Source organism: Rhodoferax lithotrophicus (genome assembly GCF_019973615.1).
GTDB classification, from domain to species: Bacteria; Pseudomonadota; Gammaproteobacteria; order Burkholderiales; family Burkholderiaceae_C; genus Rhodoferax; species Rhodoferax lithotrophicus.
Genome location: NZ_AP024238.1, coordinates 2,649,017 through 2,673,253, shown reverse-complemented (window position 1 = coordinate 2,673,253; position 24,237 = coordinate 2,649,017). Strand labels below are relative to the sequence as shown.

The following is a 24,237-nucleotide window of genomic DNA, read 5'->3' as shown; positions in this document are numbered from 1 at the left end:
TACGCCGTGGGAAGTCTTTACAGTGAACATCAAACCTGGTTGCATCGGGTTCCGGCCGCCATCAAGTTGATTTTTTTTGCCGTACTTGGCTCAGTGCAGTTTCTGTTGGACAGTAGCAATGTGCTCATGGTCAGCGCATTGGCGTGTAGTCTGCTGTTTGCCTCACTCGGGCGAGCCACTTACCCGGCGTTCAAACTGGTGAGGGCCGTTCTGCTGGCCGGTCTTTTGATCATGGTATTTCATGCCTACATGCATCAACCTGTGCTGGGTATGGTGAGTGCCCTGCGACTCTTCAGTGCGTCGCTGCTCGGGATTGCGCTGACCTTGACCACGCGCTCCAGAGATTTGTTGAGTGTGTTTGAGAGCCTGCTCTCACCGCTGCAGCGTGTGGGTATCAAGACCGAGCGACTTGCTTTGCAGTTGGCCATGATGTTGCGCTTCACCGAACATTTTTTCGTGGTTTGGAAGCGACTTGATGATGCACATCGCATCCGCACCGGGAAAGCCGGTGGTCTGACGATCCTGGCACCGCTGACCATCAAGATGCTGGTCTCCGCGCGCCGGGTCGCAGATACACTCGAATTGCGTCTGGGTGAATGATGCCGTTATGGCCGTTCACTTTTTTTTGAAACATTATTGCTCTCATCATGAAGTCATCCCGTTCTCTGGCCCTTGTCTCCTTGTTTGCCGCATTGATGGCTGTTCTTGGCCTTGTTCCCAAAATTGATTTACCTCTGGGGGTACCGATCACACTTCAGACACTTGGCGTGATGCTGGCAGGTTGTCTGTTGGGTCCCAAAAGAGGTTTACAAGCCATGTTGCTGTTTTTGTGTGCCTTGGCTTTGGGGTTGCCGCTTCTGTCCGGTGGGCGTGGTGGCTTGGGTGTGTTTATGGCACCTTCAACCGGTTATTTGATTGGTATGCCCTTTGGCGCTTTTGTGACCGGCTGGATGATGAGCCTGCTTCCGTGCGGCACACCCGGGCGTACCGCAATCAGCGCCTTTATCGCGTCCAGTTTTGGCGGTTTGCTCACCGTACATGCCCTCGGCGTTGCGGGCTTGGTGAAGATAGCCCATTTGACGTGGACACAGGCCTTCTTGGGTACGCTGGTCTTTGTCCCCGGTGACTTGATCAAATGTGCGCTGTGTGCCATGGTGGTGCACACAGTAGCCCGTGGTGTGCCAGATTGGCACTTTGGAGGCCGTGCGCTGAAATGAACCAGGGAGAATGGGGCAACCTGGTGCATGCGCCTCTGGCAGACTGGGCCCATTCGCGCGGTGATGCTGTGGCCATTCAGAGTGGGGTGCAGGGACTTACCTTTGCACAGCTTTATGCGGCTGTGACACAGCGCTGTTGCGACATCGTGCAGGCGCGTGCACCGGCAAAGCTGATGGTGAATGACGCATTACCGGTGATGGATCGGTTGGTGGACTTTCTGGGCATCATCGCCAGTGGTCGTTGTGCGGTTGTTGCAAACCCGGATTGGCCAGCAGTTGTTCGTCAGACAGTATCTATGTCCATGAGCACACAGGCCACTGATCTGTCTCAGCCGCTGCCTGCATCAGCTTTCTATGTGGGGTACACGTCCGGCAGCACCGGGTCACCCAAGGGTTACATGCGGGACCACCAATCGTGGACCAGCAGCTTTCGGGCCTGCCTGAACGAGTTCGGGCCTGACGCTGGCAGCTGCATTCTGGCTCCTGGCAAAGATTCACACTCGCTCTTTCTGTTTGGCATGCTGCTGGGACTTTGGACTGGCGGGGGTGTCGTGGTGCAAGAACATTTTTCGGCTGCCCGTGCACTGGACACTTTGCGTGCTGGGCTCACCCCTTGCCTGGTTGCCGTGCCCAGCCAGCTGATGCTGATGGTAGAAGTCGCAAGGCATCGGGGCTCTGCCCCGATTGAAGCCGTCAGACTCATTTTGATCAGTGGTTCGCGCTGGATTCGTGCTCGTACCGCAGAACTTCGTGCTCTGTTTCCATGTGCACGCATCATCGAGTTTTATGGGTCTTCAGAGACCAGTTTTGTTGCCTGGATGGACACCGATGACACGCTGCCCATGCAGGTGGTGGGCCGCCCATTCAATAACGTGGAGATACAGGTGCGTGGCAACACCAACGCAAACGACAGCTCCTTCACCATTGGTCACAATGAACACGTGGGTTTGATCTATGTGCGCAGTCCCATGGTTTTCATGGACTATGTGGTGGCGGGTGATGACAACACTGCGGCCATCCGAGACGGTGACTGGCTGTGTGTACGCGACCTGGGATACCTTGATGCGCAGGGGTATCTTTGCCTGGCGGGTCGTCAAAACCGCATGATCGTGACCAAAGGGAAAAACTTGTTTGCGGAGGAGCTGGAGGCTATTCTGGAGATGCATCCCGCCATTGAAAGCGCTTCCGTGCATGGGGTGGAGGATCCGCTTCGTGGTTGTCAGATTGTCGCTATTCTCAAACTGCAACAAGCCCCGACAACGGTGTGGCCTAGCCCATTGCAGCTTTCCACTTGGTGTCGTCAAAGTCTGGAGGCCTACAAGTCGCCCCGGCGCTATTTTGTCTGTCAGGACTGGTGCCTGACGGCCAGCGGCAAGACCGACCACCGAACGCTGGCGCAAAGTCTGCACAATCACCTTGAGTCGACGGTATTACCAGGGTTGCCATGTCTGACCCCCTTGCGCTGATTGCAGCCTGGGCACGTAGCGCCGTAGCGCCCCATGGAGGGGCGTTTGGCGCTTTGCAGCCGCACGAGATTGCCGCCCCGGTGTTGCGCGTGCTGTTGCAGCGTGCCGGTGTACCTGCACAAGCGGTTGATGCGGTTGTGATCGGCAATGCTTTGGGGGCAGGTGGCAACCCGGCCCGGATGCTGGCGCTGGCCTCAGGCCTGCCAGACGGTTGCGCGGCCTTCTCAATAGACACACAGTGCTGTTCCGGGGTGGATGCTGTCTCCATGGCTGTGGGCTTGTTGGCGTCTGGCCAGGCCTCTGTGGTGATTGCTGGCGGCGTGGAGGCCTGGAGCCGATCACCGATCCGGCAAGTACGACCGATGTCTGCCGACGAGCCCGCCGTTGTGTATGAGAGACCCGCGTTTTCCCCCGATCCTTCGCGAGATCCTGATTTGCTCGTGTCTGCCGCAGACTATGCGCAGCAGTACGGATTCAGCCGGGTTCAGCAAGATGCCTATGCGGTACTCAGTCATCAACGCGCCATGACACATCGGGTAGCACTGGCTACTGAGATCGTGCCAGTTCACGGCCTGCAACTGGATGCGTATCCACGGGTAATGGATCTTTTGCGGGTTGCCCGGATGCCCGTTGCGGTGCAAGCGACGGCCATGCAGAGCGTGGCCAAGCCATGTGAAGACCCACCAACGGATTGCTCGGTCAGCACCCTGGCCATTGCGGCGAAAGCCGATGGTGCCGCGCTGGTATTGCTGGCTACCCCGCAGGCTTGCAAGGGACTTGGTCTTTCCCCATTGGCAGCTTGGGTAACTTCAGCATCGGTGGGGGGGGATTCGGGCACACCATTGGTCGTTGCGGAAAAAGCTGCGATGGCGGCACTCTCACGTGCCGGGCTGGAGTCCATGGAGCGTATGGGGGTGATTGAGTTGCATGATGCCTTTGCGGTGCAGGGCTTAAGTTTTTGCAAGGCCTTCGGGCTTGACCCGGCACGTATCAACCGGCGTGGTGGTGGTTTGGCGCGAGGCCACCCCATTGGCGCTTCCGGGGCCATTTCAATGGTTCGTATGTTGTCTGACTTACACCGCGATGAAGCCTCTGGTGCTTGTGGGCTGGTCGCCGTTGCGGGTGCCGGTGGTATTGGCTCTGCCGCAATTTTTAAACGACTCTGAGTTGGCACAAACCGACTTGCCGCCTCGGCACCTGCATTCAGGTGATCACCTGGAAGAAGTCATTCAGCTCACAACGTGTAGTTTCTGTCCGATTCACAGGGGCGGTCGGATCAGCATACCCAAGTGCCAGTCCGCAGACAATGGCGCAATCAGCCTCCAACTGGAGGCTGTGGCGCACCAGATTGGGGTAACTTGCAATGGCACCAATGGCGCAAGTGGCAAGACCGTGGGATTGTGCGGCCAGCATGAGCCCATAAACGGACATGCCCAAGTCCATCAAGGCTCCGCTGCCAAAATCACGATGAATCGTGACCAGAAGCGCCACGGGTGCGTCAAAGAAGTGGAAATTGCGCTCAAACTGGGCATCGCGCCCCAGTCGGTCTTCGCGGGCAATACCCAGTGCGCCGTACAGAGCTTGCGCCGTTGCGACTTGTCGCCGCCGCATGGTCATTGGCAAGGGGCGTGGGCCATATGCATAGTCCTCTACCTCTTGCACCTCATGTTGCCATGCTTCCATCAGGGCATTGGAAAGCCGTTGTCTGGCATGGCCTTGAATGGATAGAAAAGCGCCAGGTTGCAGATTGGAGCCACTGGGTGCGCGGCGCGCATCCCTCAAAACCTGCTGAAGCAGGGCATCAGGAACCTGTTTCGGCAAGTAGGCCCGAACAGATCGCCGCTGTGTCACAAGTTTGGTCAACAATTCAGGGTCTGAAGGAGTCACAAGTTTGATACTGGAGAAAATGAGTGTGTAATTATCTTCCGGGCGGCCAACGCCCCGTACCCAAGTGCCTGTATCAAGCGCTCCTGTGACCTGAATAATGAGCATCAATTTCAGAACACTGAAAAACCGGCAGTTTGAAGACGTGCGCCACCGTTATGGGGCCACAGACAGCATGTTGTATGCGCTGGGTATTGGCATGGGGACGGACCCAAGCGACTTGGATCAGCTGCGTTATGTGTATGAGCAAGCGCTGCTTGCTGTGCCGACGATGGCGGTGGTGTTGGGTTGTCCAGGCTTCTGGATGCGCTCGCCTGACACTGGGCTTGACTGGAAAAAGATCCTGCATGTTGAGCAGGAGCTCAACATGCACCAGACATTACGTCCAAGTGGCGAGGTTATTGGAAAGACGGTTATTGAAAGCATCGTAGACAAGCGCTCGGCAGGTGCGTTGCTCACGACCCGCCGTGATGTCGTTGATGCCGCTACATCCGAAATTGTCGCAAGTACCCGGTCCGTTATTCTGTGCCGTGGCGATGGTCATTTTGGCGGCGGAGACCCGGCGAGTCCACCCTCGCGTTGGTGTCCCCAAGGGCCACCAGACAGAACTTGTATCTTGCCAAGCTCTGCGCAATCTGCATTGATTTATCGCCTCAGCGGTGATGACAACCCGTTACATGCCGACATCCGGGTGGCACAAAACGCAGGCTTTGAGCGCCCCATTTTGCATGGCCTGTGCACGTTTGGCATGGCCGGGCACGCGGCACTACGCACGCTGTGTGCCTACGATCCAGCTCGACTGAAAAAATTGAAGCTCAAATTTTCTTCTCCGTTTTATCCGGGTGAGTCCTTGAAAACGGTGTTCTGGACGCATGGCCATGGCAGCGCTACATTTCAATGCTATTCGCTACAGCGTGATGTCATGGTTATCCATCACGGTGTCGTCGAATATATTGAATAGCGCCATCCAGGCGCCAACCCTGATTTACACCCGACGCAAATCCAGCGTAAAAGGAAACTCACGGCTACCTGGCAGGTTGATGGTGGCAGGTGGTACATACATCAAACCAGGCGTGTGACCCATGGCCAAAAAGCGGGACAGACGGCGGCTCTCGGCCTCAAAGGCGTTGACCGGCAGCGTTTCGTAGCTCAGGCCGCCTGGGTGTGACACGTGGTATTGACAGCCACCCAAAGAGCGCTTCATCCAGGTGTCCACAATGTCAAACGTCAGCGGGGCATGGACACCAATGCTCGGGTGCAAACTGCTGGGCGGGTTCCAGGCTTTGTAGCGCACCCCGGCCACGTATTCACCCACAACACCCGTTGGCTGCAGAGGCAGGGCATGCCCGTTACAGGTGACCACGTAGCGGCTTTGGTTCATACCCGTCACGCGCACTTCTATACGTTCGAGGGACGAATCCACATAACGTGCCGTGCCACCAGCGGTGTTTTCTTCACCCATCACATGCCAGGGCTCCAGCGCGTTGCGCAGGGTGAGTTCAATGCCAGATGAGCATACCGAGCCAATCAAGGGAAAGCGGAACTCGATGTGTGGCGCAAACCAGCTGTCATCAAAGGCGTAGCCTGCTTCGCGCATTTCCTCCATCACATCTTTGAAATCGGCTTCAATAAAGGCCGGCAGCATAAAGCGGTCATGCAACTCGGTGCCCCAGCGGGTGGCAGGTGTGCGGTAAGGTGTTTTCCAGAAGCGGGCAATCAGGGCGCGTAGCAGCAACTGCTGCGCGCTGCTCATGTGCGGGTGGGGTGGCATTTCAAAGGCACGCAGCTCCAGCAAGCCCAGGCGGCCAGTGGCCGAATCGGGCGAATACATCTTGTCGATGGAGATTTCGCTGCGGTGCGTGTTGCCGGTGGCATCGATCAGGATGTTGCGCAGCGTGCGATCCACCAGCCACGGCGGCATGCTCTGACCATGCAGCTCGCGGTTTTTGTAAATCTGTTCAATGGCAATTTCAAGCTCGTAAAGCTGGTCGTTGCGTGCCTCATCCACCCGTGGTGCCTGGCTGGTTGGACCGACAAACATGCCGCTGAACAGGTAGCTCAGTGAAGGATGGTTGTGCCAATAAAGCAGCAAGCTGGCCAGCAGCTCGGGTTTGCGCAAGAACGGGCTGTCTTCAGGCGTAGCCCCACCCATGACAAAGTGATTGCCGCCACCGGTGCCGGTGTGGCGACCATCGGTCATGAATTTTTCGGCCGACAAGCGTGACTCAAACGCCGCGTTGTACAAGAACTCGGTGTTGCTGACCAGCTCCTTCCAGTGGGTGGAGGGATGAATGTTGACCTCAATCACGCCGGGATCGGGGGTAACGCTGAGCAATTTCAGGCGTGGGTCACGCGGTGGCGGGTAACCTTCCAGCACCAGTTGCATGCCCAGTTCTTGTGCGGTAGCTTCTACGGCAGCCAGCAAATCCAGGTAATGTTCCAGTTTTTCAAGGGGCGGCATAAATACATACAACACGCCCGATTTTTCGCCAATGGCTTCAACTTTAGGGCCGCTGGCGCGGCGTGGGTCACGCACCTCCACACACAGAGCTGTGCGGGTAATCCAGTGGGCAGATTCTTGTGGGCCGGGCACACGGGCAAAGTCGCCGGGTTCAGACTGGCTGTCGCTTTGTGCATTCACGGCTGAGCTGGAAGCAGTTGCCGTTCCGGTCACGGTTTGCATCTTGCGAACCGCTTCTGCCTGAGGGCCGGTGCCTGCCAAAAAGCTGCTGGCCGCCAATGGCTTGTCTGTTGCCAAGGATGTGCTAGCCCCAGAAGCTGCAGCTGCTTCTGCTGCAGCCCGACGAGCCGCCTGGCCCAGCGCCAAACCCGCTGTACCCGGCGCGTATTTGGCTGCTATGGTGTTGTAAACGGGCAGAGTACCCACCAGCACAGATGGGTCTTGCTCGATCAGGTAAGGAAAGTCAGCCTCACTGACCCAGGGCAGCGAATCCAGCGGCAGGCGCAGACCCATGGGGGAATCACCCGGCATCAAGTACATCCGTTCGTCCCGCAAAAACCAGGGGCCGGTGGTCCAGGCAGCGCCATAACTGTCGTCGTAACCTGTGACCTTGATCGGCAACACATAACCTACCGGGGTATCGAGTTTTTGCTCGAACACCCGGCGCAACCGGGCACGCTCCATTTCATCGTCCAGTTTGGAGTTGAACGGGTCGACATTCACTGGCAGGCGGCGTTCACGCCACAGGTAATACCAGCTGTCTTCAAAAGCGGTCTGGATGTATTTGCCGGTGACTCCCAACTTGCTCGCCAACAGGCTGGTGAAGCGCTGTGCGTCTGCCGAGGTGTAGTGAGTGGGCGAACGTTCATCGGTAAAGAGCGCCGGGTTGGCCCACACCGGTTGGCCGTCCGCGCGCCAATAAATGTTCAGTGCCCAGCGTGGCAACTGCTCACCTGGATACCACTTGCCTTGACCAAAATGCAGAAAACCGCCTTGGCCGTATTCGTTGCGCAGTTTATGCACCAACTCGGTGGCAAACCCACGTTTGCTAGGGCCGAGCGCATCGGTGTTCCATTCTGGTGCATCACGGTCGCTGTTGGCCACAAAAGTGGGCTCGCCACCCATGGTCAGTCGTACATCACCGGCCACCAGTTCGTCGTCCACGGCGAGGCCCAAAGCCATGATATCGGCCCATTGCTCTTCGGTATAGGGTTTGGTCACGCGGGGTGATTCATAAATGCGTGTCACCTGCATGTGGTGGGCAAACTCCACCTCGCATTTGTCGGAGCAGCCTTCAATGGGGGCTGCACCTGAGGGCTGTGGTGTACAAGCCAGCGGAATATGGCCTTCACCGGCCAGCAAACCTGAAGTGGCATCCAGCCCGACCCAACCCGCACCGGGCAAATACACCTCGCACCAGGCGTGCAGATCGGTGAAGTCCACCTCGGTGCCGCTGGGGCCATCCAGCGCCTTGACATCGGGTTTCAACTGAATCAGGTAACCCGAGACAAAACGTGCCGCCAGGCCGCAGTGGCGCAGCAAATTGACCATCAGCCAGGCTGAATCACGGCACGAGCCTGAACCCAGTGTGAGAGTTTCTTCAGGTGCTTGTACACCCGGCTCCATGCGAATGGTGTAGCTGATGGCGTGGTGCACACTCTGGTTCAAGTCCACCAGAAACAGCACGCTGCGGCGTTTGGTGCGGTCGATTTTGTCCAGGTAAGCCTGCACCAGGGGTGTGACCGGCTCGGGGATCAGGTACGGAGCCAGCTCTTGTTTCAAATCGGTGGCATAACTGAACGGAAACTCTTCGGCCTCGGGCTCCAGAAAGAAGTCAAACGGGTTGTAGACCGACATGTCCATGACCACGTCCACCGTGACCTTGAATTCTTTGGTTTTGTCGGGGAACACCAGCCGTGCCTGGTAGTTGGCAAACGGGTCTTGCTGCCAGTTGATGAAGTGCACCGGTGGCTCGACCTTGAGTGAGTAAGAAATGATCTTGCTGCGGCAATGGGGTGCCGGGCGCAAGCGCACCACCTGTGGGCCAAGGTTAACCAGCCGGTCATAGGTGTAGTGAGTGATGTGATTCAGTGCTGCGTGTATGGACATGTGGGTGTCTCGATGATTGAAATGAACCAGGCATTGCTTTGGGGTGAATAAGCAATGTTGATGCCAGAAGAGGTTTTACGAACCTGGCAAGGTTCCGTAAAAACTATATTATTGATAGCTTGTTGCGCATATTTTACGGGCGCTATCGGTCAATTTGATGAAAAACAAGTGACTGGATGCTTGCTCACATGGCCTGGCTCAACATCTGTCGATAGTCATCAGCCGTAGCGATACGCGGATTGGTCTTGTGGCAATGGTCGGCCATGGCCCCGGCGATGATGGCCTCAAACTGATCTTCAGTGACCCCCATGGCCGCCAGACCGGTGGGTAAACACAAACGGGTGTTCATGGCTTGGATGGCTTGCCCAATATCACTGGCAGAATCCAGTCCCATGGCATGCGCCATGCGCGCAAGACGCTTCTCTTTTTGCAGTGATTCGGCCGCCGCATTGAAGGCGATCACAGCGGGCAAAAACAGGGCATTGAGCGTACCATGGTGCAGCCGGGGATTGACACCACCCAAGCTGTGGCTGAGTGAATGCACGCAGCCCAGCCCTTTCTGGAACGCCATCGCCCCTTGCATGGAGGCACTCATCATGTTCAAACGTGCTTCGCGGTCAGCGCCGTTGCGGGTGGCACGCTCAATGTGCGCCCAGCCACGCGCCAGGCCGTCCAGTGCGATGCCATCGGCAGGCGGGTTGAAGGCTGGGGCCATGAAGGTTTCCATGCAGTGGGCAATGGCATCCATGCCGGTGGCGGCGGTCAGCAGGGGTGGCAGGCCCAGTGTCAGTTCAGGGTCACAAATAGCGGTTTTGGGCACCAGATGCCAGCTGTGGAACCCCAGTTTGCGATGGTCATCGACGATGAGGATCGCCCCGCGCGCCACCTCGCTGCCGGTGCCTGCCGTGGTGGGGACGGCAATCAGCGGCGCAACCCGCTCGGTGATGCGTGCGGAGCCGCCCTCAATGGTGGCGTAATGGCTCAACGGCCCGGTGTGGGTGGCCGCAATCGCCACCCCTTTGGCGCAGTCGATGCTGGAACCACCACCCACCGCAATCAAACCGTCGCACTGCTGCTGGGTGTACAGCGCAGCGGCTGCGCGTACCGCAGCCTCGGTCGGGTTGGACGGGGTTTGGTCAAACACCGCCACCGTCATGCCGGTCAAGGCATCCAGTGCTTTTTGCAAAATACCGGCGGCTTTGACTCCGGCATCGGTCACGATCAGCGGGCGGCTGATGCCCGAGCGCTGGCACTCGGCTTGCAACAGCTGAATCGCGCCAAACTCAAACTGAACTTGCGTCACATAGTAAATCAGGGCCATGGGTGTCTCCGGTATCGTTAGGGCTCGTAAAGTAATAAGTTGGACAATTTGACGGTCATATTTGGGAGGCAGTGCTAGGCGCAAAGCGTGCCGTTTAGCTCTGCTAAACAAGCGATTTGCAACGACGCAATGCGCCCAAAGATGACCAGTCAAAGGTACAAATTATTGCTTTGCGAGCCCTTATTATTGGCCGCTGCACTTTAACAAGACATTGCTCTCCATGCCCCATCGAAACCCGCGAACTTTATTGACCCCCGCCATGCATGGCATTCTGGAGCGCATGGCGCGGGCAGGGCAAATGCCATTACATGCCCTGACACCCAGCCAGGCCCGCGCCGCCTATGAGGTCAACGCCGGCGTGCTGGACTTGCCGCCCACCAAGCTGGAACGTGTGGAAAGCTTCACCGTGCCCACCCGCGACGGCTTTGACCTGCCGGTGCGGCTGTATGCGCCGTCAAGCGAACCCCTGCCGGTACTGGTCTACCTGCATGGCGGTGGTTTTACCATTGGCAGCATCGCCACACATGATGTGTTGTGCCGCCACTTGAGCCATCTGGCGCACTGCGCCGTGTTGTCGGTCGGCTACCGGCTGGCCCCGGAGCACCGTTTTCCGACGGCTTTTGAAGATGCCTGGGATGCGGTGCATTGGGTCGCCACCCTGGGACATGAAAAAGGGCTGGAGAACTCCCGCATCGCGGTGGGGGGAGACAGTGCCGGCGGCACTTTGGCCGCAGCTTGTGCCCTGCAGGCGCGTGACCTGGGAGTGGATTTGAAGCTGCAATTGCTGTTCTACCCCGGCACCACCGCCCATGCCGACACACCCTCGCACAAAACCTTTGCCCATGGTTTTGTACTGGAAGCCGCGCACATTGATTACTTTTTTGATTTCTACATTCCCAACCGGCAAGACCGCGAAGACTGGCGTTTTGCCCCCTTGCTGGCGCATGACGCAGACGGCGTGGCCCCGGCCTGGTTTGGCTTGGCCGAATGTGATCCGCTGGTGGACGAAGGCCTGGCCTATGCCGACAAGTTACGTGCGGCAGGTGTGGCGGTCGATTTGGAAATCTACCGTGGGGTGACGCATGAATTCATCAAAATGGGCCGCGCCATTCCTGAGGCTGGCCGTGCCCATGCCGATGCCGCGCGTGCATTACGTCAGGCGTTTGAAACACACCCGGTTGGCCAGGCAACGACGGAGTCCTTGACGGTGAGCGTGGGTGATTGGGCCCGTTTGGGTGAAGCTGCACGTGCCGTGCGCCTGGCGGTGTTTGTGCAAGAGCAGCAAATACCCCTGGCGCTTGAGCAAGACCAGGCTGATGCCCGTGCGGTTCACGTGCTGGTGCTCAACCCGCAGGGCAAACCGATGGCCACCGGCCGCTTGCTGCAAGTGGCACCCGGTGTGGGGCAGATTGGCCGCCTGGCGGTGATCCGGGAACATCGTGGCAAAGGCCTGGGACAGTTAGCACTCAAAGCCCTGGTCGATGCCGCCGCCCAGCGTGGTGATCATGAGGTCAGGCTGCACGCCCAGGCCAGTGCGAAAAGTTTCTACGCTGCGCTGGGCTTTGTGCCGCAAGGTGAACCGTTTGTCGAGGCTGGCATCGTGCACACCGAAATGCTCAAGTCTTCGTCAGCACGTTGACACGGCTAGCCATGGATCAAATATCGGCCAGCAAAGGGTAGGGCGCAGCGGTCAAGCTCAGCAGGGGGCCATCGGCGGCCAAAGCCCGCACGCCACCGGCCTCGTATGCGCTGATCTGCATCGACACAATGGCATCAAAACCACCGGTGGGAGCGGCAGCGGCTTGCACCACCAGGCCACAGGGCTGGCTGGCATCTTCTGCGGCAAACAGCTCCTGACCCGCTTGTAAAGGAGCATCCGCATGCGCCAGATAGGCCCGGCGTTTCAGCGTGCCACGAAACTGGCTGCGTGCCACCACCTCCTGGCCGGGGTAACAGCCTTTTTTGAAATTCACGCCGCCGACCGACTCGTAATTGAGCATTTGCGGCACCAGTGCTTCAAAAATCGGCTGGCTCACGGTGGCAATGCCGCTGCGCACCTCGCCCCAGGCCCAAAGTTCGGGGCTCAAAGCTGCGCCTTCTGGTGCAGGGGCTTGAGCCGGTGTAATCAGCAAGGCCCGCGATACACCGTCTGCCGGGTAGAGGTTGACCAGATTTTGATCATCAAAATCGGCTTTTGACCATGTATTAGCTGCGTAAGAAGCTATTTTATTCGTAGCATTTGTCAGCGCAGATCCGGCCAATCCGTAAACGACAAAATCAGCGCTGGCATCACTGAGCTTGACCTTGGCCCGCATCACAAACATGCTCAGGCGCTTGAGCGTGGCAGCCAGAAGGTCTGGGCTGCACAGCAGCAAGATGTCGGTTGGACTGCGTTTGAAGCCAATAAAACTGGCCTGCAAACGGCCTTTGGCATTACAAAAGCCCGCCAGGCGGGCCTCTGACAATCCCAAAAGAGCAAAGTCGTTGGTCAATTGCCCGTGCAGAAATTTGGCGGCATCGTCGCCTTGTGCACGGATCAGCCCTGAATGATTCAGCCGGGCCACGCCTTGAAGAATGTTTTGCATGGCTGAATTATCATGCGCGGTTCATATCTTGGAAGGCAGTAGGCTTGTGCGTCGATTGATCCGGTTGATTGTGGTGTTGGTGGTCGTCCTGGCTGGCTGGGCTTTTGTGTGGGTGAATCAGGATCTGGACCTGACGGCTCCCAGTCTGGACTTGTCGATTGAGCCCGGAACCAGCCCGCGTGGGGTGGCTCAGGAAGCGGTCAACAGTGGTGTGCAAACCTCGCCCGTCTTGCTGTACTGGTGGTTCCGCTTGTCTGGCCAGGCCCGGCAGATCAAAGCTGGCAATTACGAACTGGAGCCCGGTACCACCCCGCGCAGCTTGCTGGCCAAGCTGACGCGGGGTGAAGAAGCCTTACGTTCAGTGACTCTGGTCGAAGGCTGGACTTTCAAACAAGTCCGTGCAGCACTTGCAAAATCAGAGCATCTTGCGCAGGATACACAAGCGCTTGATGCTAATTTGATCATGCAAAAGCTGGGTCAGCCGCAGCACCCCCCTGAGGGCCGTTTCTACCCAGACACCTACACCTATGCCAAAGGCAGCAGCGACCTCAAAATCTTGCAGCGCGCCATGCGCGCCATGGATCACCACTTGCAGGCCGCCTGGGAACAGCGTGCTCCCAACTCACCGCTGAAAACACCCGACGACTTGCTGACGCTGGCCAGCATCGTTGAAAAAGAAACCGGCCGGGCCAGCGACCGGCCCATGATTGCCTCGGTGTTTACCAACCGGCTGCGCTTGGGCATGTTGTTGCAAACCGACCCTACCGTGATTTATGGCTTGGGCGACAGGTTTGATGGCAATCTGCGCCGCCGCGATTTGCTGGCCGACACACCCTGGAATACCTACACCCGTGCTGGTTTGCCGCCCACGCCGATTGCCATGCCGGGCAAAGAGGCGTTGCTGGCAGCGGCACAACCTGCCGCCAGCCGTGCCTTGTATTTTGTGGCGCGCGGGGATGGCAGCAGCCAGTTCAGCGATAACCTCGACGCGCACAATCGGGCCGTCAACAAATACCAGCGTGGCCAATAAGGCCCATCCAGTTATGACCCTACGCGGACTTTTCATCAGTTTTGAAGGCATTGACGGTGCCGGTAAATCCACCCATATCGATGCGTTGGCACAAGCCTTTCGGGCGCAGGGCAGGGCCGTGACGCTGACCCGCGAACCCGGCGGCACCCCCTTGGCTGAAAAACTGCGCACCCTGGTGCTGAACGACCCAATGGATGCCATGACCGAGGCACTGCTGGTGTTTGCGGCCCGGCGTGACCATCTGCAGCAAGTGATTGAACCTGCCTTGGCCCGTGCTGAGGTGGTGCTGTGCGACCGCTTTACCGATGCCACTTTTGCTTACCAGGGTGGCGGGCGTGGGTTCGACCTCAATACGCTCTCCTATTTAGAGCAGCTTGTGCAGACCACACAAGCACCAGAGGCTAATTTTGTTCGACAACCCGATTTGACTATCTGGTTTGACCTGGCCCCGGAAATTGCAGCACAACGGCTGGCCGGTGTGCGCGTGCCGGACAAGTTTGAGGCACAACCGGCGGATTTTTTCGCCCGTGTACGGGCGGGCTACCTGGCCCGCTGTGAAGCCCATGCCCAGCGTTTTGCCCGCATAGAAGCCGACCAAAGCCGTGAAGCAGTCTGGGCAGATGTGTTGACGGTCTTTCAAAAACAAGGCTGGCTTGGCCAGGTCTTACCCGCATGAGCGGCATCACACCACCTGCCAGTATCGCGCCCTGGATTGCGGCCCAAACCCAAACCCTGCTGGCCCAGCGCGGCCATGCCTGGCTACTGGCCGGGCCATCCGGTCTGGGTCAGTATGAGCTGGCTTTTGCCTTGGTGAGCGCCTGGTTATGTGAGCGCCCCAGCGCCCAAGGGGCCTGCGGCAGTTGTGGCAGTTGCCACGCCATTGAGGTGCGTGCCCATGCTGATTTGTGTGTGCTGATGCCTGAGACGACCATGCTGGACTTGGCCTGGCCACTCAACGAAAAAGCCCAGGATGAAATTGAGAGCAAAAAGCGCAAGCCCAGCAAGGAGATTCGCGTCGAAGCCATGCGTGATGCGGTGGAGTTCGCGCAGCGCACCAGTGCCCGTGGCCGGGGCAAGGCGGTGCTGGTATTCCCCGCCGAGCGCATGAACGTCTACACCGCCAATGCGTTGCTCAAAACGCTGGAGGAACCGGCGGGTGATGTGAAATTTGTGCTGGCCTCTGATGCAGCGCACCAGTTGCTGCCGACGATCCGCAGCCGTTGCCTGGGTCACACCATGCTGTGGCCCGATCAGTTGAGCGCCATGAACTGGTTGCAGGCGCAAGGTGTTGCAGAAAAAAAAGCCCGTGTCATGCTGCGCGCCGCCGGCGGGCGGCCGCAAGATGCCTTGCAATTCGCGCCGATTTCCGATCTGTGGCCACGCCTGCCGCGCGCTGTCCAACAAGGTGATGTGGCGGTGTTCAAAGACTGGACACCCGCACAAACACTGGATGCCCTGCACAAGCTGTGCCATGACTTGCTGGCCCTGCGCAGTGGTGCCAGCCCGCGGTTTTTTGAAGCGGCTGATTTGCCGTCAGCTGGCAGTTGGCACAGTTTGACCACCTGGAGCAAAGCCTTGTCACAGGCCATGCGCACGGTGGAACATCCTTTTAATGCCGGTTTGATGCAAGAAGCCTTGGTCAGCCAGGCGCAATTGGCTCTAAACTCAAAATCATGAACAAAGCCCCTCATCACGTACACGCGGTGCATCCTCATGCTGCGCCACGGCCAAGTGTCATTCAGCTCGCCATCAAAGAAAAATCTGCTTTGTATGCCGCCTACATGCCTATTTTCGCCACGGGTGGTTTGTTCATTCCCACCAACCGCGACTACCAGTTGGGTGATGCGGTGTATGTCTTGATCAGTTTGCCCGATGACCCGCAGCGCTACCCGGTGGCCGGAAAAGTGGCCTGGGTCACACCAGCCAAGGCAGCGGGTAACCGTACCCAAGGTGTTGGCATTGTGTTTCCCTCCGACGAGAAATCAGTTGCACTCAAATTGCGCATTGAAGAAATTCTGGGTGCCCAGCTGGGCTCAGAGCGCGCCACCCAGACTATTTGAACCTGTCAGCGCCCAGGTTGGCTTACCAGGATATCCGCATTGATGTTCACCGATTCGCATTGTCATTTGAATTTTCCCGAGTTGCTCACGCAATTACCCGCCATTCGTCAAGCCATGGCGCAAGCCCAGGTGGGCCGCGCCTTGTGCATCAGCACCACCCTGGAGGAATTTCCGGCAGTCCACCAATTGGCTCTTGCTTATGACAATTTCTGGGCAACGGCCGGTGTCCACCCAGACAACGAGGGTGTCCAGGAACCCAGTCTGGACGATTTGCTGACTCTGGGCGCATTGCCCCGTGTGGTGGGTATTGGCGAAACCGGCCTGGACTATTACCGTTTGAACGGTCGCAGCCTTGCCGACATGCACTGGCAACGCGAGCGCTTTCGTACTCATATCCGCGCTGCGCGGCAACTGCACAAACCGCTGGTGATCCATACCCGACAAGCTGCTGCCGATACCCTGCAGATTTTGCGGGAGGAGGGCGAAGATGGCTCAGTGGGTAGTGCCGGTGGCGTATTTCATTGTTTTACCGAAGATGCACAAGTGGCCCGCCAGGCGCTTGATCTGGGCTTTTACATTTCGTTTTCGGGCATTTTGACTTTCAAAAGTGCACAAAACCTGCGCGAAGTCGCTGCTTTGGTACCCCTTGATCGCTTGCTGATTGAAACCGATAGTCCTTATCTGGCCCCTATGCCTTACCGCGGCAAAACCAACAACCCGTCGTATGTGCCCTATGTGGCAGCTCAATTAGGTCAAATCAAACAGGTGGCGGCAGAGGAGATTGGCGCACTCACTAGCCATAACTTTGATGTCTTGTTCGCTGGTGTGACGGCCTGATACGGTGGATTTATATGCTTATTCATCACCTTAGAAAATTCTTTTATCTTTTTGTTTTTGTAGGATTTTCATCAGTTTTTGCAGGCTCTTATGATGATTTTTTTACCGCCATTATCCAAAACAATGAGTCCAAGATAGTCACACTTTTGTTGCGCGGCTTTGACCCCAATACCGTCGATGCCGATGGCAACCCCGGTTTGTTGTTGGCCATCAAAGCCTCGTCTTTTGACGTGGCCATTGTTTTGGCGAATGCGCCGGGTAGCAAAGCTGAGGTTCGGAATGCGGCCGATGAAAGCCCTTTGATGCTGGCAGCGCTCAAAGGTGAAATGAGTCTTTGCCAGTTGCTGATCAAAAAAGGTGCGGATGTCAATAAACCCGGTTGGGCTCCCTTGCACTATGCGGCTACCAATGGCCATAAAGACATCATGAATTTGCTTTTGGAGGAAAACGCTTACATTGATGCGGCGTCACCCAATGGCACCACGCCTCTCATGATGGCCGCACAGTACAGTGATGCGGCCGCGGTGAAATTACTACTAGAGGCGGGGGCAGATCCGACACTTAAAAATCATCAGGGTTTGACCGCCATGGATTTTGCCTATCGTGGTGGTCATCAGGATGCCGTCGAGATGATTTCGGCATTTATACGTGGTCGACAGCCTAAAGGCACTTGGTGATACGGTCAGCGTGTATCTTTTGACTTATTGCTCTGAAGTCACGGATGCATGCGTATTATTTTTGTGACTGGATCATTTTCATAGCAGAGCTGATCAGTGTGGACACTTCCGTCATGTTGCTCGGAATCACCAGTGTTGTGGTCGCATCAGCGGCTACTTTGGAATAGGCTTCGACGGCTTTTTCAGCTACCTTGAGTTGAACGGCTTCTGCCCCGCCAGGCTGACGAATCGCCGCAGCAATTCGCTCAATGGCTTGTCCTGTCGCTTCGGCCACTGCCAAAATTGACTGTGCATCACCTTGGGCTTTGTTGATCACGGCTTGTTTTTCACCTTCTGAGCGGGCAATAAAAGCTTCGCGCTCACCCGTGGCAATGTTGATTTGCTCCTGGCGGCGACCTTCAGAAGCGGCAATCAATGCCCGTTTTTCACGCTCAGCCGTGATTTGCTGCTGCATGGCGTGCAATATTTCTTTCGGGGGGGTCAGATCCTTGATTTCATAACGCAAGACTTTCACGCCCCAGTTCAGTGCCGCTTCGTCAATGGCTTGTACCACCTGGGCATTGATGATGTCACGCTCTTCAAAGGTTTTGTCCAGTTCCAGTTTGCCAATCACCGAGCGTAATGAAGTTTGTGCCAATTGCGAGATCGCCATGATGTAGTTACTGGAGCCATAACTTGCTCGCATAGCATCGGTCACCTGAAAGTACAGGATGCCATCCACCTGCAGCTGGGTGTTGTCGCGTGTGATACAAACCTGACTGGCAATATCCAGCGGTACTTCCTTGAGTAAATGTTTATAGGCCACCTTGTCGATAAAAGGCATCAAAAAGTTCAATCCCGGTGTGAGGGTACCGTTGTATTTGCCAAGGCGTTCAACCACCCAGGCGTGTTGTTGTGGGACGACCTTGACCGACTGGGTGATAAAAATCACGGCAATCACAAATAAGACGACGGCAATAACCATGGGAACTCCAGAAGTTAAGAAGAGTGAGATTTTTTGAGTACGAGCCGATTGCCGACAATTTCGGCAATCACAAAAGTGCCACTTTCTGCGGCCTGACCCTCTTGCAAGATGACATCCCAGCGAACGCCACGGTATTTGACGTTGCTGGTATGGTCGTCAAGCCAGTGATCCACATGGACAGTTTCTCCAATGTCCAGATTCACATCATGATTGGCTTGTGCTGGAGCCGATTCAGGTTGGGTGTGCTTGTAAGCACGCCAAACCAAAACGGAGCCGCCACCCATCACTGCTGCACATAGCCATTGGTAGGGCATGGAAAGACCCGCATGCGCCGATAACGCCGCCGCAGCGAGTCCAAGCGAAATCAGCAACAGGTAAAAAGTGCCAGAAATGAGTTCTACCGCAATCAGGCCGCCTGCTGCGAGCCACCAAAGTGTTGATTCGGCCATATGAGAATGTCCTACTGTGTTGCGACCACGACATTTTCAGGCGAAAGCCATCCGATAAACGAGAAGCGACATGTTTAGTCCTTACACTTCGCGCCTATTTCATCTATTTACCGTGTGTCGCTGGAGCTTGCCATGAAATTTCGCTTTCCAATCGTCATTATTGACGAAGATTACCGCTCAGAAAATACCTCCGGGTTGGGTATACGTGCCTTGGCTCAAGCGATCGAGTCGGAGGGCTTTGAAGTGCTTGGCGCGACCAGTTATGGCGATTTAAGCCAGTTTGCCCAGCAGCAAAGCCGTGCCAGCACGTTCATTTTGTCCATTGACGATGAAGAGTTCACGCCTGGCCCTGATCTTGACCCTGCCGTGGTGAATCTGCGCCACTTCATCGAAGAGGTGCGACGCAAGAACCTGGATGTACCAATCTACATTTACGGTGAAACCAAAACCAGCCGTCACCTGCCGAATGACATCTTGCGTGAACTGCATGGCTTCATCCACATGTTTGAAGATACCCCTGAGTTCGTCGCGCGGCACATCATCCGCGAGGCCAAGAGTTACCTGGAAGGGGTGCAGCCACCGTTTTTTAAAGCCTTGCTGGACTATGCTGAAGATGGCTCCTATTCCTGGCACTGCCCAGGCCATTCGGGTGGCGTGGCCTTTCTGAAAAGCCCGGTGGGGCAGATGTATCACCAGTTTTATGGCGAGAACATGTTGCGCGCCGACGTGTGCAACGCCGTTGAAGAACTGGGTCAGCTGCTGGATCACGATGGTGCCATCGGTAAAAGTGAGCGTAATGCGGCCCGCATTTTTAACGCTGACCACTGCTTTTTTGTAACCAACGGCACCTCGACCAGCAACAAGATGGTGTGGCATCACACGGTGGCACCCAATGATGTGGTGGTGGTAGACCGCAACTGCCACAAGTCCATCTTGCATGCCATCATCATGACCGGGGCGATTCCGGTGTTTCTGAAGCCTACACGCAACCACTTCGGCATCATTGGCCCGATTCCGAAGAGTGAATTTGAACCTGCCACCATCAAAGCCAAGATCAAAGCCAATCCGCTGATCAAAGAGCATCTACCAGACCTGGATGTCAGCCAGATCAAGCCCCGCGTGCTGACCCTGACGCAATCCACCTACGACGGCGTTTTGTACAACACCGAGACGGTGAAAAACATGCTTGATGGTTATGTGGAAAACATCCACTTTGATGAAGCCTGGTTGCCACACGCCGCTTTCCATCCGTTTTATGGCAGCTACCATGCCATGGGCAAAAACCGTGCACGCCCTAAAAAGGCCATGGTCTACGCCACCCAGTCGATTCACAAACTGCTGGCAGGTATCAGCCAGGCCAGCCATGTATTGGTGCAAGACTCGCAAACGGTCAAGTTGGACAAGCATCTGTTCAACGAGGCTTATCTGATGCACACCAGCACCTCGCCTCAATACAGCATCATTGCCAGTTGTGACGTGGCTGCGGCCATGATGGAGCCGCCTGGCGGCACCGCGTTGGTGGAAGAAAGTATTGCCGAGGCGCTCGATTTCAGGCGCGCCATGCGCAAAATTGACGATGAATACGGGGACGACTGGTGGTTCAAGGTCTGGGGGCCGGACAAGCTGGCCGAAGAAGGTATTGGCCGCGCCGATGACTGGATCATCAAAGGGGAGTCCCGCACCAACAAGAGTGGTGTTCACTGGCACGGCTTTGGCAAGATGGCTACCGGTTTCAACATGCTGGACCCCATCAAATCGACGATCGTGACACCTGGCATGGATTTGAATGGCAAGTTTGCCAAAACCGGTATTCCGGCCAGCATCGTGACCAAATTCCTGGCTGAGCATGGTGTGGTGGTGGAAAAAACCGGGCTGTACAGTTTTTTCATCATGTTCACCATTGGCATTACCAAAGGCCGCTGGAACAGCATGCTGACCGCCTTGCAGCAATTCAAGGACGATTACGCCAAGAACCAGCCGATGTGGCGTATCCTGCCCGAGTTTTGCCAGAAATACCCCATGTACGAAAACATGGGTCTGGCTGATTTGTGCCAGCATATCCACCAGCTTTATGCCCGCTACGACATTGCCCGCTTGACCACTGACATGTATCTGAGTGATCTCACACCGGCCATGAAACCTTGTGATGCTTATGCCCACATTGCCATGCGCAAAACCGAGCGGGTGGAGATTGACCACCTGGAAGGACGTGTCACCGTAGGCTTGGTGACTCCTTATCCGCCAGGCATACCTTTGTTGATTCCGGGCGAAGTATTCAACAAAAAGATTGTGGACTACCTGAAGTTCTCACGCGAATTCAACACCCAGTGCCCAGGTTTTGAGACGGACATTCATGGTTTGGTGGAAGAGCCTGGAGCCGATGGCAAGACACACTATTACGCCGATTGCGTGGCTCTTTGATGCTATAAAAATTATAGCTTCCAGCGCTTTATTGACGGGCGCTAGAAGCTATTTTTGTATCAAGGATGAGGTTCAACAATGGCCATGGCTGTCTGGCTCACACCACAGTCCACATACGAGATCTGACCGGTCATACCTGAAGCCAGGTCACTGAGTAGAAAAGCAGCCACATTGCCCACTTCTTCGATTGTGACATTGCGTTTTAAGGGGGAGGCTGCTGCCGAGATACCCAGCAACTTGCCAAAGTCCTTGATGCCACTGGCGGCCAGGGTTTTGATGGCCCCTGCACTCAAACCATTCACACGAATACCTTTGCTTCCGACGGCATCCGCCAGGTAACGCACCGAGGATTCGAGCGATGCTTTGGCCAAGCCCATGGTGTTGTAGCTGGGCACCACGCGCACGCCTCCCAAATAGGTCAGCGTCAACAAAGATGCCGTGTTGTTCAGATAGGGCAGGGCCGCCTTGGCCATGGCCGGAAAGCTGTAGGCGCTGATGTCGTGGGCAATACGGAAGTTTTCACGTGTCAAACCATCCAGAAAATTGCCGGCAATGGCCTCACGTGGGGCAAAGCCAATGCTGTGCACAAAGCCGTCAAACGTCGGCCAATGGGCTGACAAATCCTTGAACAGCTGGTCAATTTGTGCATCATCACTCACGTCACAGTCAAAAATCAGTTTGGAATTGAAGTCAGCGGCAAACTCGGTGATGCGATCTTTGAAACGTTCACCCACATAACTGAATGCCAATTCGGCTCCTTGCGCATGGCAGGCCTTGGCGATGCCGTAGGCAATGGAACGGTTGGACAACACACCCGTAATCAGAATTTTTTTGCCAGTCAGGAAACCCATATCAACCTCTTGTTATGTTACGTCTTTGATGCCACTGCAGAAACGGCTCGTGGCCGGGGAAGCGCCGTGACAAATGATGCAGAATTGTCGCATGCGTAGTCTGTTGATTTTTTTGGTTTTGAGTTGGGTCAATTCGGTCTGGGCTGCGCACGGCTATGCCTTGTGGGGTGATCTGAAGTATCCATCCGGCTTTTCGCACTTTGATTACGTCAACCCTGCGGCCCCCAAGGGCGGCGAGCTGCGTCTGGTGAGTAATCTGCGGGTGTCCACTTTTGACAAATACAACCCATTCACCATCAAGGGCTCAGCGCCAGCTTATTTGTCGGATGTGATGTTTGACAGTTTGCTCACCGGGGCGTTGGATGAAACCGGTTCAGGTTATGGTTTATTGGCTCAGGATGTCGTCGTGGCTGCCGATGGTCTGAGTGCCACTTTCAAGCTCCGGCCAGAGGCACGCTTTCACAATGGCGATGCCGTGCTGTCGGCAGACGTGAAGTACAGCTTTGACATGCTGATGGGGCCGTTTGCCTCGCCAGCTTTCAGGACGCTGCTGGATGATGTGGCTGGGCTGGATGTGCTGGACGAACACACGTTGCGTTACCGCTTTAAAAAACCTAACCGTGAACTGCCTTTGACCGTGGGTGGTTTGCCGGTATTCAGCCGTGCATGGGGGGCTGAGCACAACAAGCCCAAACGCTTCGATGAGATCGTGACCGATATTCCCATTGGCAGCGGGCCTTACAAAATAGGCCCGGTACGTTTTGGCAAAGACATCACCTATGTGCGCGACCCCCAGTACTGGGCGAAAGACTTGAATGTGCGCCGAGGCTCCGCCAATTTTGATCGCATCACCGTCAAGATTTACAAGGATGGCACGGCCCGGCTGGAGGCTTTGAAGGCCGGGGAGTTTGATTTGATGCGCTTTTTCTCGGCCGGTGACTGGGCGCGTCGGGTGAATGGCAAGCGTTTTGATACCGGTGAATTGGTCAAGCGTGAATACCGTCACCGCCTGCCCACGGGTTTTCAGAGTTATGTATTGAACACACGTCGGGATTGGTTCAAGGACGTGCGGGTACGTCAGGCACTGGGGTTGGCGCTGGATTTTGAATGGATGAACCGGCAAATGTTTTACAACGCCTATCAGCGCGTCAACGGCTTGTTTGGTAATACCGATTGCCAGGCCTCTGGGTTGCCGTCCGCGCAGGAACTGGCTTTGCTTGCGCCTTGGCGCAAGCAACTTCCTCCAGAAGTGTTCGGCCTGATGACGCTACCGCCCCGTACCGATGCACCTTCGTCTTTGCGTGCCAATTTGCGCCAGGCGCAGGCCTTGTTGAAAGCTGCTGGGTGGGAGGTACATGACGGCCAACTGCGCAATGCGCAAGGAAAGGCGTTTGAGATCGAATACCTTGACAGCAACGAGAGCAGCGCCCGAGTCGTCACCCCTTGGGCGAGGAACCTGGAAAAGTTGGGTATCACGTTGAAATTCCGCCCAGTAGACTTTGCCCTGTACCAGCAACGACTGCAGAAGTTTGAGTTCGATATCACCTCTTTGGCCTATGGCGGTACACATAATCCGGGCCAGGAATACGCCGATCTGTTTGGCTCCAAAGCAGCCGACCAAGAGGACTCTGGCAACCTGTCAGGTTTGAAAAATCCGGCGGTCGATGTCTTGATCTCGACCATGACCCGAGCCAACACCAAAGCCGATTTGTTGCCAGCCTGCCGGGCGCTGGAACGTGTGATTGCCCATAGCCATCTTCTGATTCCGCAATGGTCAGCACCCACGCATCGCATGGTTTTTAATGATTGGCGTTTGGCTCAACCAGCAAGTATGCCGCCTTACGCCCAAGGTGAGAGTTGGGCCATCGACACCTGGTGGGCCAAACCACTGAAAGCGCAATAAAC

At 56.3% G+C, this 24,237-nt stretch carries 21 protein-coding genes and 1 pseudogene; 15 read left to right on the top strand and 7 right to left on the bottom strand.

Translation table 11 applies throughout. The features are described 5' to 3' along the window. Window positions 1-6 precede the first annotated feature (6 nt). The 4 genes from LDN84_RS12325 to LDN84_RS12310 are packed head-to-tail and all read left to right on the top strand — an operon-like array spanning window position 7 to window position 3,849. Window positions 7-600 (top strand): CbiQ family ECF transporter T component, encoded by a 594-nt coding sequence (locus tag LDN84_RS12325; RefSeq protein WP_223903756.1) that lies wholly within the window; start codon window positions 7-9, stop codon window positions 598-600. Between the two features lie 47 nt (window positions 601-647). Beyond that, window positions 648-1,217 carry a biotin transporter BioY gene (locus tag LDN84_RS12320; RefSeq protein ID WP_223903755.1) on the top strand — a complete coding sequence of 190 codons (570 nt, stop codon included), beginning with the start codon at window positions 648-650 and terminating at the stop codon, window positions 1,215-1,217. Continuing rightward, window positions 1,214-2,683: an AMP-binding protein gene (locus LDN84_RS12315; RefSeq protein WP_223903754.1), complete on the top strand. Its 1,470-nt coding sequence runs from the start codon at window positions 1,214-1,216 to the stop codon at window positions 2,681-2,683. The genes LDN84_RS12320 and LDN84_RS12315 overlap by 4 nt, the downstream gene beginning before the upstream one ends. Further along, the gene (locus LDN84_RS12310) at window positions 2,662-3,849 is read left to right on the top strand and encodes a thiolase family protein (protein WP_223903753.1); all 1,188 of its coding nucleotides are present in this window, start codon (window positions 2,662-2,664) and stop codon (window positions 3,847-3,849) included. Before LDN84_RS12315 ends, LDN84_RS12310 begins: the two co-directional genes overlap by 22 nt. Before the next feature lie 37 nt (window positions 3,850-3,886). Here the strand turns inward: LDN84_RS12310 and LDN84_RS12305 are convergent, their stop codons facing one another. Next, on the bottom strand, window positions 3,887-4,549 hold the full coding sequence (locus LDN84_RS12305; protein WP_223903752.1) for a nitroreductase: 663 nt from the start codon (window positions 4,547-4,549) through the stop codon (window positions 3,887-3,889). A 118-nt stretch (window positions 4,550-4,667) separates the two neighbouring features. Between LDN84_RS12305 and LDN84_RS12300 the strand changes: the two genes are divergently transcribed. After that, a complete protein-coding gene (locus tag LDN84_RS12300) occupies window positions 4,668-5,528 on the top strand; it encodes a MaoC family dehydratase (protein WP_223903751.1) in 861 nt (286 codons plus the stop codon). A 24-nt stretch (window positions 5,529-5,552) separates the two neighbouring features. Here the strand turns inward: LDN84_RS12300 and LDN84_RS12295 are convergent, their stop codons facing one another. Continuing rightward, the gene (locus LDN84_RS12295) at window positions 5,553-9,137 is read right to left on the bottom strand and encodes a transglutaminase family protein (RefSeq protein WP_223903750.1); all 3,585 of its coding nucleotides are present in this window, start codon (window positions 9,135-9,137) and stop codon (window positions 5,553-5,555) included. Window positions 9,138-9,321: 184 nt separating this feature from the next. Then, complete coding sequence (gene gbd / locus LDN84_RS12290; RefSeq protein WP_223903749.1) at window positions 9,322-10,458, bottom strand: 4-hydroxybutyrate dehydrogenase; 1,137 nt, start codon at window positions 10,456-10,458, stop codon at window positions 9,322-9,324. Window positions 10,459-10,678: 220 nt separating this feature from the next. Here gbd and LDN84_RS12285 point away from each other — a divergent pair. Next, window positions 10,679-11,626, top strand: a pseudogene (locus LDN84_RS12285) (alpha/beta hydrolase); the annotation flags it as partial. A gap of 39 nt (window positions 11,627-11,665) precedes the next feature. Beyond that, the gene (locus tag LDN84_RS12280; RefSeq protein WP_223912965.1) at window positions 11,666-12,097 is read left to right on the top strand and encodes a GNAT family N-acetyltransferase; all 432 of its coding nucleotides are present in this window, start codon (window positions 11,666-11,668) and stop codon (window positions 12,095-12,097) included. 16 nt (window positions 12,098-12,113) lie between these two features. Here the strand turns inward: LDN84_RS12280 and ygfZ are convergent, their stop codons facing one another. After that, window positions 12,114-13,043, bottom strand: a complete 930-nt coding sequence (ygfZ, locus tag LDN84_RS12275) for a CAF17-like 4Fe-4S cluster assembly/insertion protein YgfZ (RefSeq protein ID WP_223903748.1) — start codon at window positions 13,041-13,043, stop codon at window positions 12,114-12,116. On the opposite strand from ygfZ, the gene mltG reads away from it, so the two are divergent. Genes mltG through LDN84_RS12245 form a run of 6 tightly spaced genes read left to right on the top strand, consistent with a single transcriptional unit; the run spans window position 13,042 to window position 17,647 of the window. Continuing rightward, on the top strand, window positions 13,042-14,073 hold the full coding sequence (mltG, locus tag LDN84_RS12270) for an endolytic transglycosylase MltG (protein ID WP_223903747.1): 1,032 nt from the start codon (window positions 13,042-13,044) through the stop codon (window positions 14,071-14,073). The two genes, ygfZ and mltG, sit on opposite strands and share 2 nt — an antisense overlap. A 13-nt stretch (window positions 14,074-14,086) precedes the next feature. Further along, window positions 14,087-14,749: a dTMP kinase gene (tmk, locus tag LDN84_RS12265; RefSeq protein ID WP_223903746.1), complete on the top strand. Its 663-nt coding sequence runs from the start codon at window positions 14,087-14,089 to the stop codon at window positions 14,747-14,749. Beyond that, entirely contained in the window at window positions 14,746-15,750 is a 1,005-nt protein-coding gene (locus tag LDN84_RS12260) for a DNA polymerase III delta subunit-related protein (protein WP_223903745.1), read from the top strand. Before tmk ends, LDN84_RS12260 begins: the two co-directional genes overlap by 4 nt. Then, window positions 15,747-16,133, top strand: coding sequence for a PilZ domain-containing protein (locus tag LDN84_RS12255; RefSeq protein ID WP_223903744.1), 387 nt, complete (start codon window positions 15,747-15,749; stop codon window positions 16,131-16,133). The genes LDN84_RS12260 and LDN84_RS12255 overlap by 4 nt, the downstream gene beginning before the upstream one ends. Window positions 16,134-16,175: 42 nt before the next feature. After that, window positions 16,176-16,970 carry a TatD family hydrolase gene (locus LDN84_RS12250; RefSeq protein ID WP_223903743.1) on the top strand — a complete coding sequence of 265 codons (795 nt, stop codon included), beginning with the start codon at window positions 16,176-16,178 and terminating at the stop codon, window positions 16,968-16,970. Window positions 16,971-16,984: 14 nt separating this feature from the next. Beyond that, a complete protein-coding gene (locus tag LDN84_RS12245) occupies window positions 16,985-17,647 on the top strand; it encodes an ankyrin repeat domain-containing protein (RefSeq protein ID WP_223903742.1) in 663 nt (220 codons plus the stop codon). Window positions 17,648-17,702: 55 nt separating this feature from the next. On the opposite strand, the gene LDN84_RS12240 is transcribed toward LDN84_RS12245, so the two are convergent. Both LDN84_RS12240 and LDN84_RS12235 read right to left on the bottom strand, forming a co-directional pair. After that, window positions 17,703-18,611: an SPFH domain-containing protein gene (locus LDN84_RS12240; protein WP_223903741.1), complete on the bottom strand. Its 909-nt coding sequence runs from the start codon at window positions 18,609-18,611 to the stop codon at window positions 17,703-17,705. Window positions 18,612-18,625: 14 nt separating this feature from the next. Next, on the bottom strand, window positions 18,626-19,060 hold the full coding sequence (locus LDN84_RS12235; RefSeq protein WP_223903740.1) for an NfeD family protein: 435 nt from the start codon (window positions 19,058-19,060) through the stop codon (window positions 18,626-18,628). Window positions 19,061-19,192: 132 nt separating this feature from the next. On the opposite strand from LDN84_RS12235, the gene LDN84_RS12230 reads away from it, so the two are divergent. Further along, the gene (locus LDN84_RS12230; RefSeq protein ID WP_223903739.1) at window positions 19,193-21,481 is read left to right on the top strand and encodes an arginine/lysine/ornithine decarboxylase; all 2,289 of its coding nucleotides are present in this window, start codon (window positions 19,193-19,195) and stop codon (window positions 21,479-21,481) included. 59 nt (window positions 21,482-21,540) lie between these two features. On the opposite strand, the gene fabI is transcribed toward LDN84_RS12230, so the two are convergent. Then, complete coding sequence (gene fabI / locus LDN84_RS12225; RefSeq protein ID WP_223903738.1) at window positions 21,541-22,332, bottom strand: enoyl-ACP reductase FabI; 792 nt, start codon at window positions 22,330-22,332, stop codon at window positions 21,541-21,543. Between the two features lie 91 nt (window positions 22,333-22,423). Between fabI and LDN84_RS12220 the strand changes: the two genes are divergently transcribed. Further along, on the top strand, window positions 22,424-24,235 hold the full coding sequence (locus LDN84_RS12220) for an extracellular solute-binding protein (protein ID WP_223903737.1): 1,812 nt from the start codon (window positions 22,424-22,426) through the stop codon (window positions 24,233-24,235). The last annotated feature ends 2 nt before the right edge of the window (window positions 24,236-24,237 follow it).

Coding starts and splice junctions, on each gene's coding strand:
- gbd (WP_223903749.1), bottom strand. CDS start 10,458: ATGGCCCTGATTTACTATGTGACGCAAGTTCAGTTTGAGTTTGGCGCG.
- LDN84_RS12245 (WP_223903742.1), top strand. CDS start 16,985: ATGCTTATTCATCACCTTAGAAAATTCTTTTATCTTTTTGTTTTTGTA.
- LDN84_RS12295 (WP_223903750.1), bottom strand. CDS start 9,137: ATGTCCATACACGCAGCACTGAATCACATCACTCACTACACCTATGAC.
- mltG (WP_223903747.1), top strand. CDS start 13,042: ATGGCTGAATTATCATGCGCGGTTCATATCTTGGAAGGCAGTAGGCTT.
- tmk (WP_223903746.1), top strand. CDS start 14,087: ATGACCCTACGCGGACTTTTCATCAGTTTTGAAGGCATTGACGGTGCC.
- LDN84_RS12320 (WP_223903755.1), top strand. CDS start 648: ATGAAGTCATCCCGTTCTCTGGCCCTTGTCTCCTTGTTTGCCGCATTG.
- LDN84_RS12235 (WP_223903740.1), bottom strand. CDS start 19,060: ATGGCCGAATCAACACTTTGGTGGCTCGCAGCAGGCGGCCTGATTGCG.
- LDN84_RS12310 (WP_223903753.1), top strand. CDS start 2,662: ATGTCTGACCCCCTTGCGCTGATTGCAGCCTGGGCACGTAGCGCCGTA.
- LDN84_RS12260 (WP_223903745.1), top strand. CDS start 14,746: ATGAGCGGCATCACACCACCTGCCAGTATCGCGCCCTGGATTGCGGCC.
- LDN84_RS12315 (WP_223903754.1), top strand. CDS start 1,214: ATGAACCAGGGAGAATGGGGCAACCTGGTGCATGCGCCTCTGGCAGAC.
- LDN84_RS12230 (WP_223903739.1), top strand. CDS start 19,193: ATGAAATTTCGCTTTCCAATCGTCATTATTGACGAAGATTACCGCTCA.
- ygfZ (WP_223903748.1), bottom strand. CDS start 13,043: ATGCAAAACATTCTTCAAGGCGTGGCCCGGCTGAATCATTCAGGGCTG.
- LDN84_RS12250 (WP_223903743.1), top strand. CDS start 16,176: ATGTTCACCGATTCGCATTGTCATTTGAATTTTCCCGAGTTGCTCACG.
- LDN84_RS12300 (WP_223903751.1), top strand. CDS start 4,668: ATGAGCATCAATTTCAGAACACTGAAAAACCGGCAGTTTGAAGACGTG.
- LDN84_RS12240 (WP_223903741.1), bottom strand. CDS start 18,611: ATGGTTATTGCCGTCGTCTTATTTGTGATTGCCGTGATTTTTATCACC.
- fabI (WP_223903738.1), bottom strand. CDS start 22,332: ATGGGTTTCCTGACTGGCAAAAAAATTCTGATTACGGGTGTGTTGTCC.
- LDN84_RS12255 (WP_223903744.1), top strand. CDS start 15,747: ATGAACAAAGCCCCTCATCACGTACACGCGGTGCATCCTCATGCTGCG.
- LDN84_RS12220 (WP_223903737.1), top strand. CDS start 22,424: ATGCGTAGTCTGTTGATTTTTTTGGTTTTGAGTTGGGTCAATTCGGTC.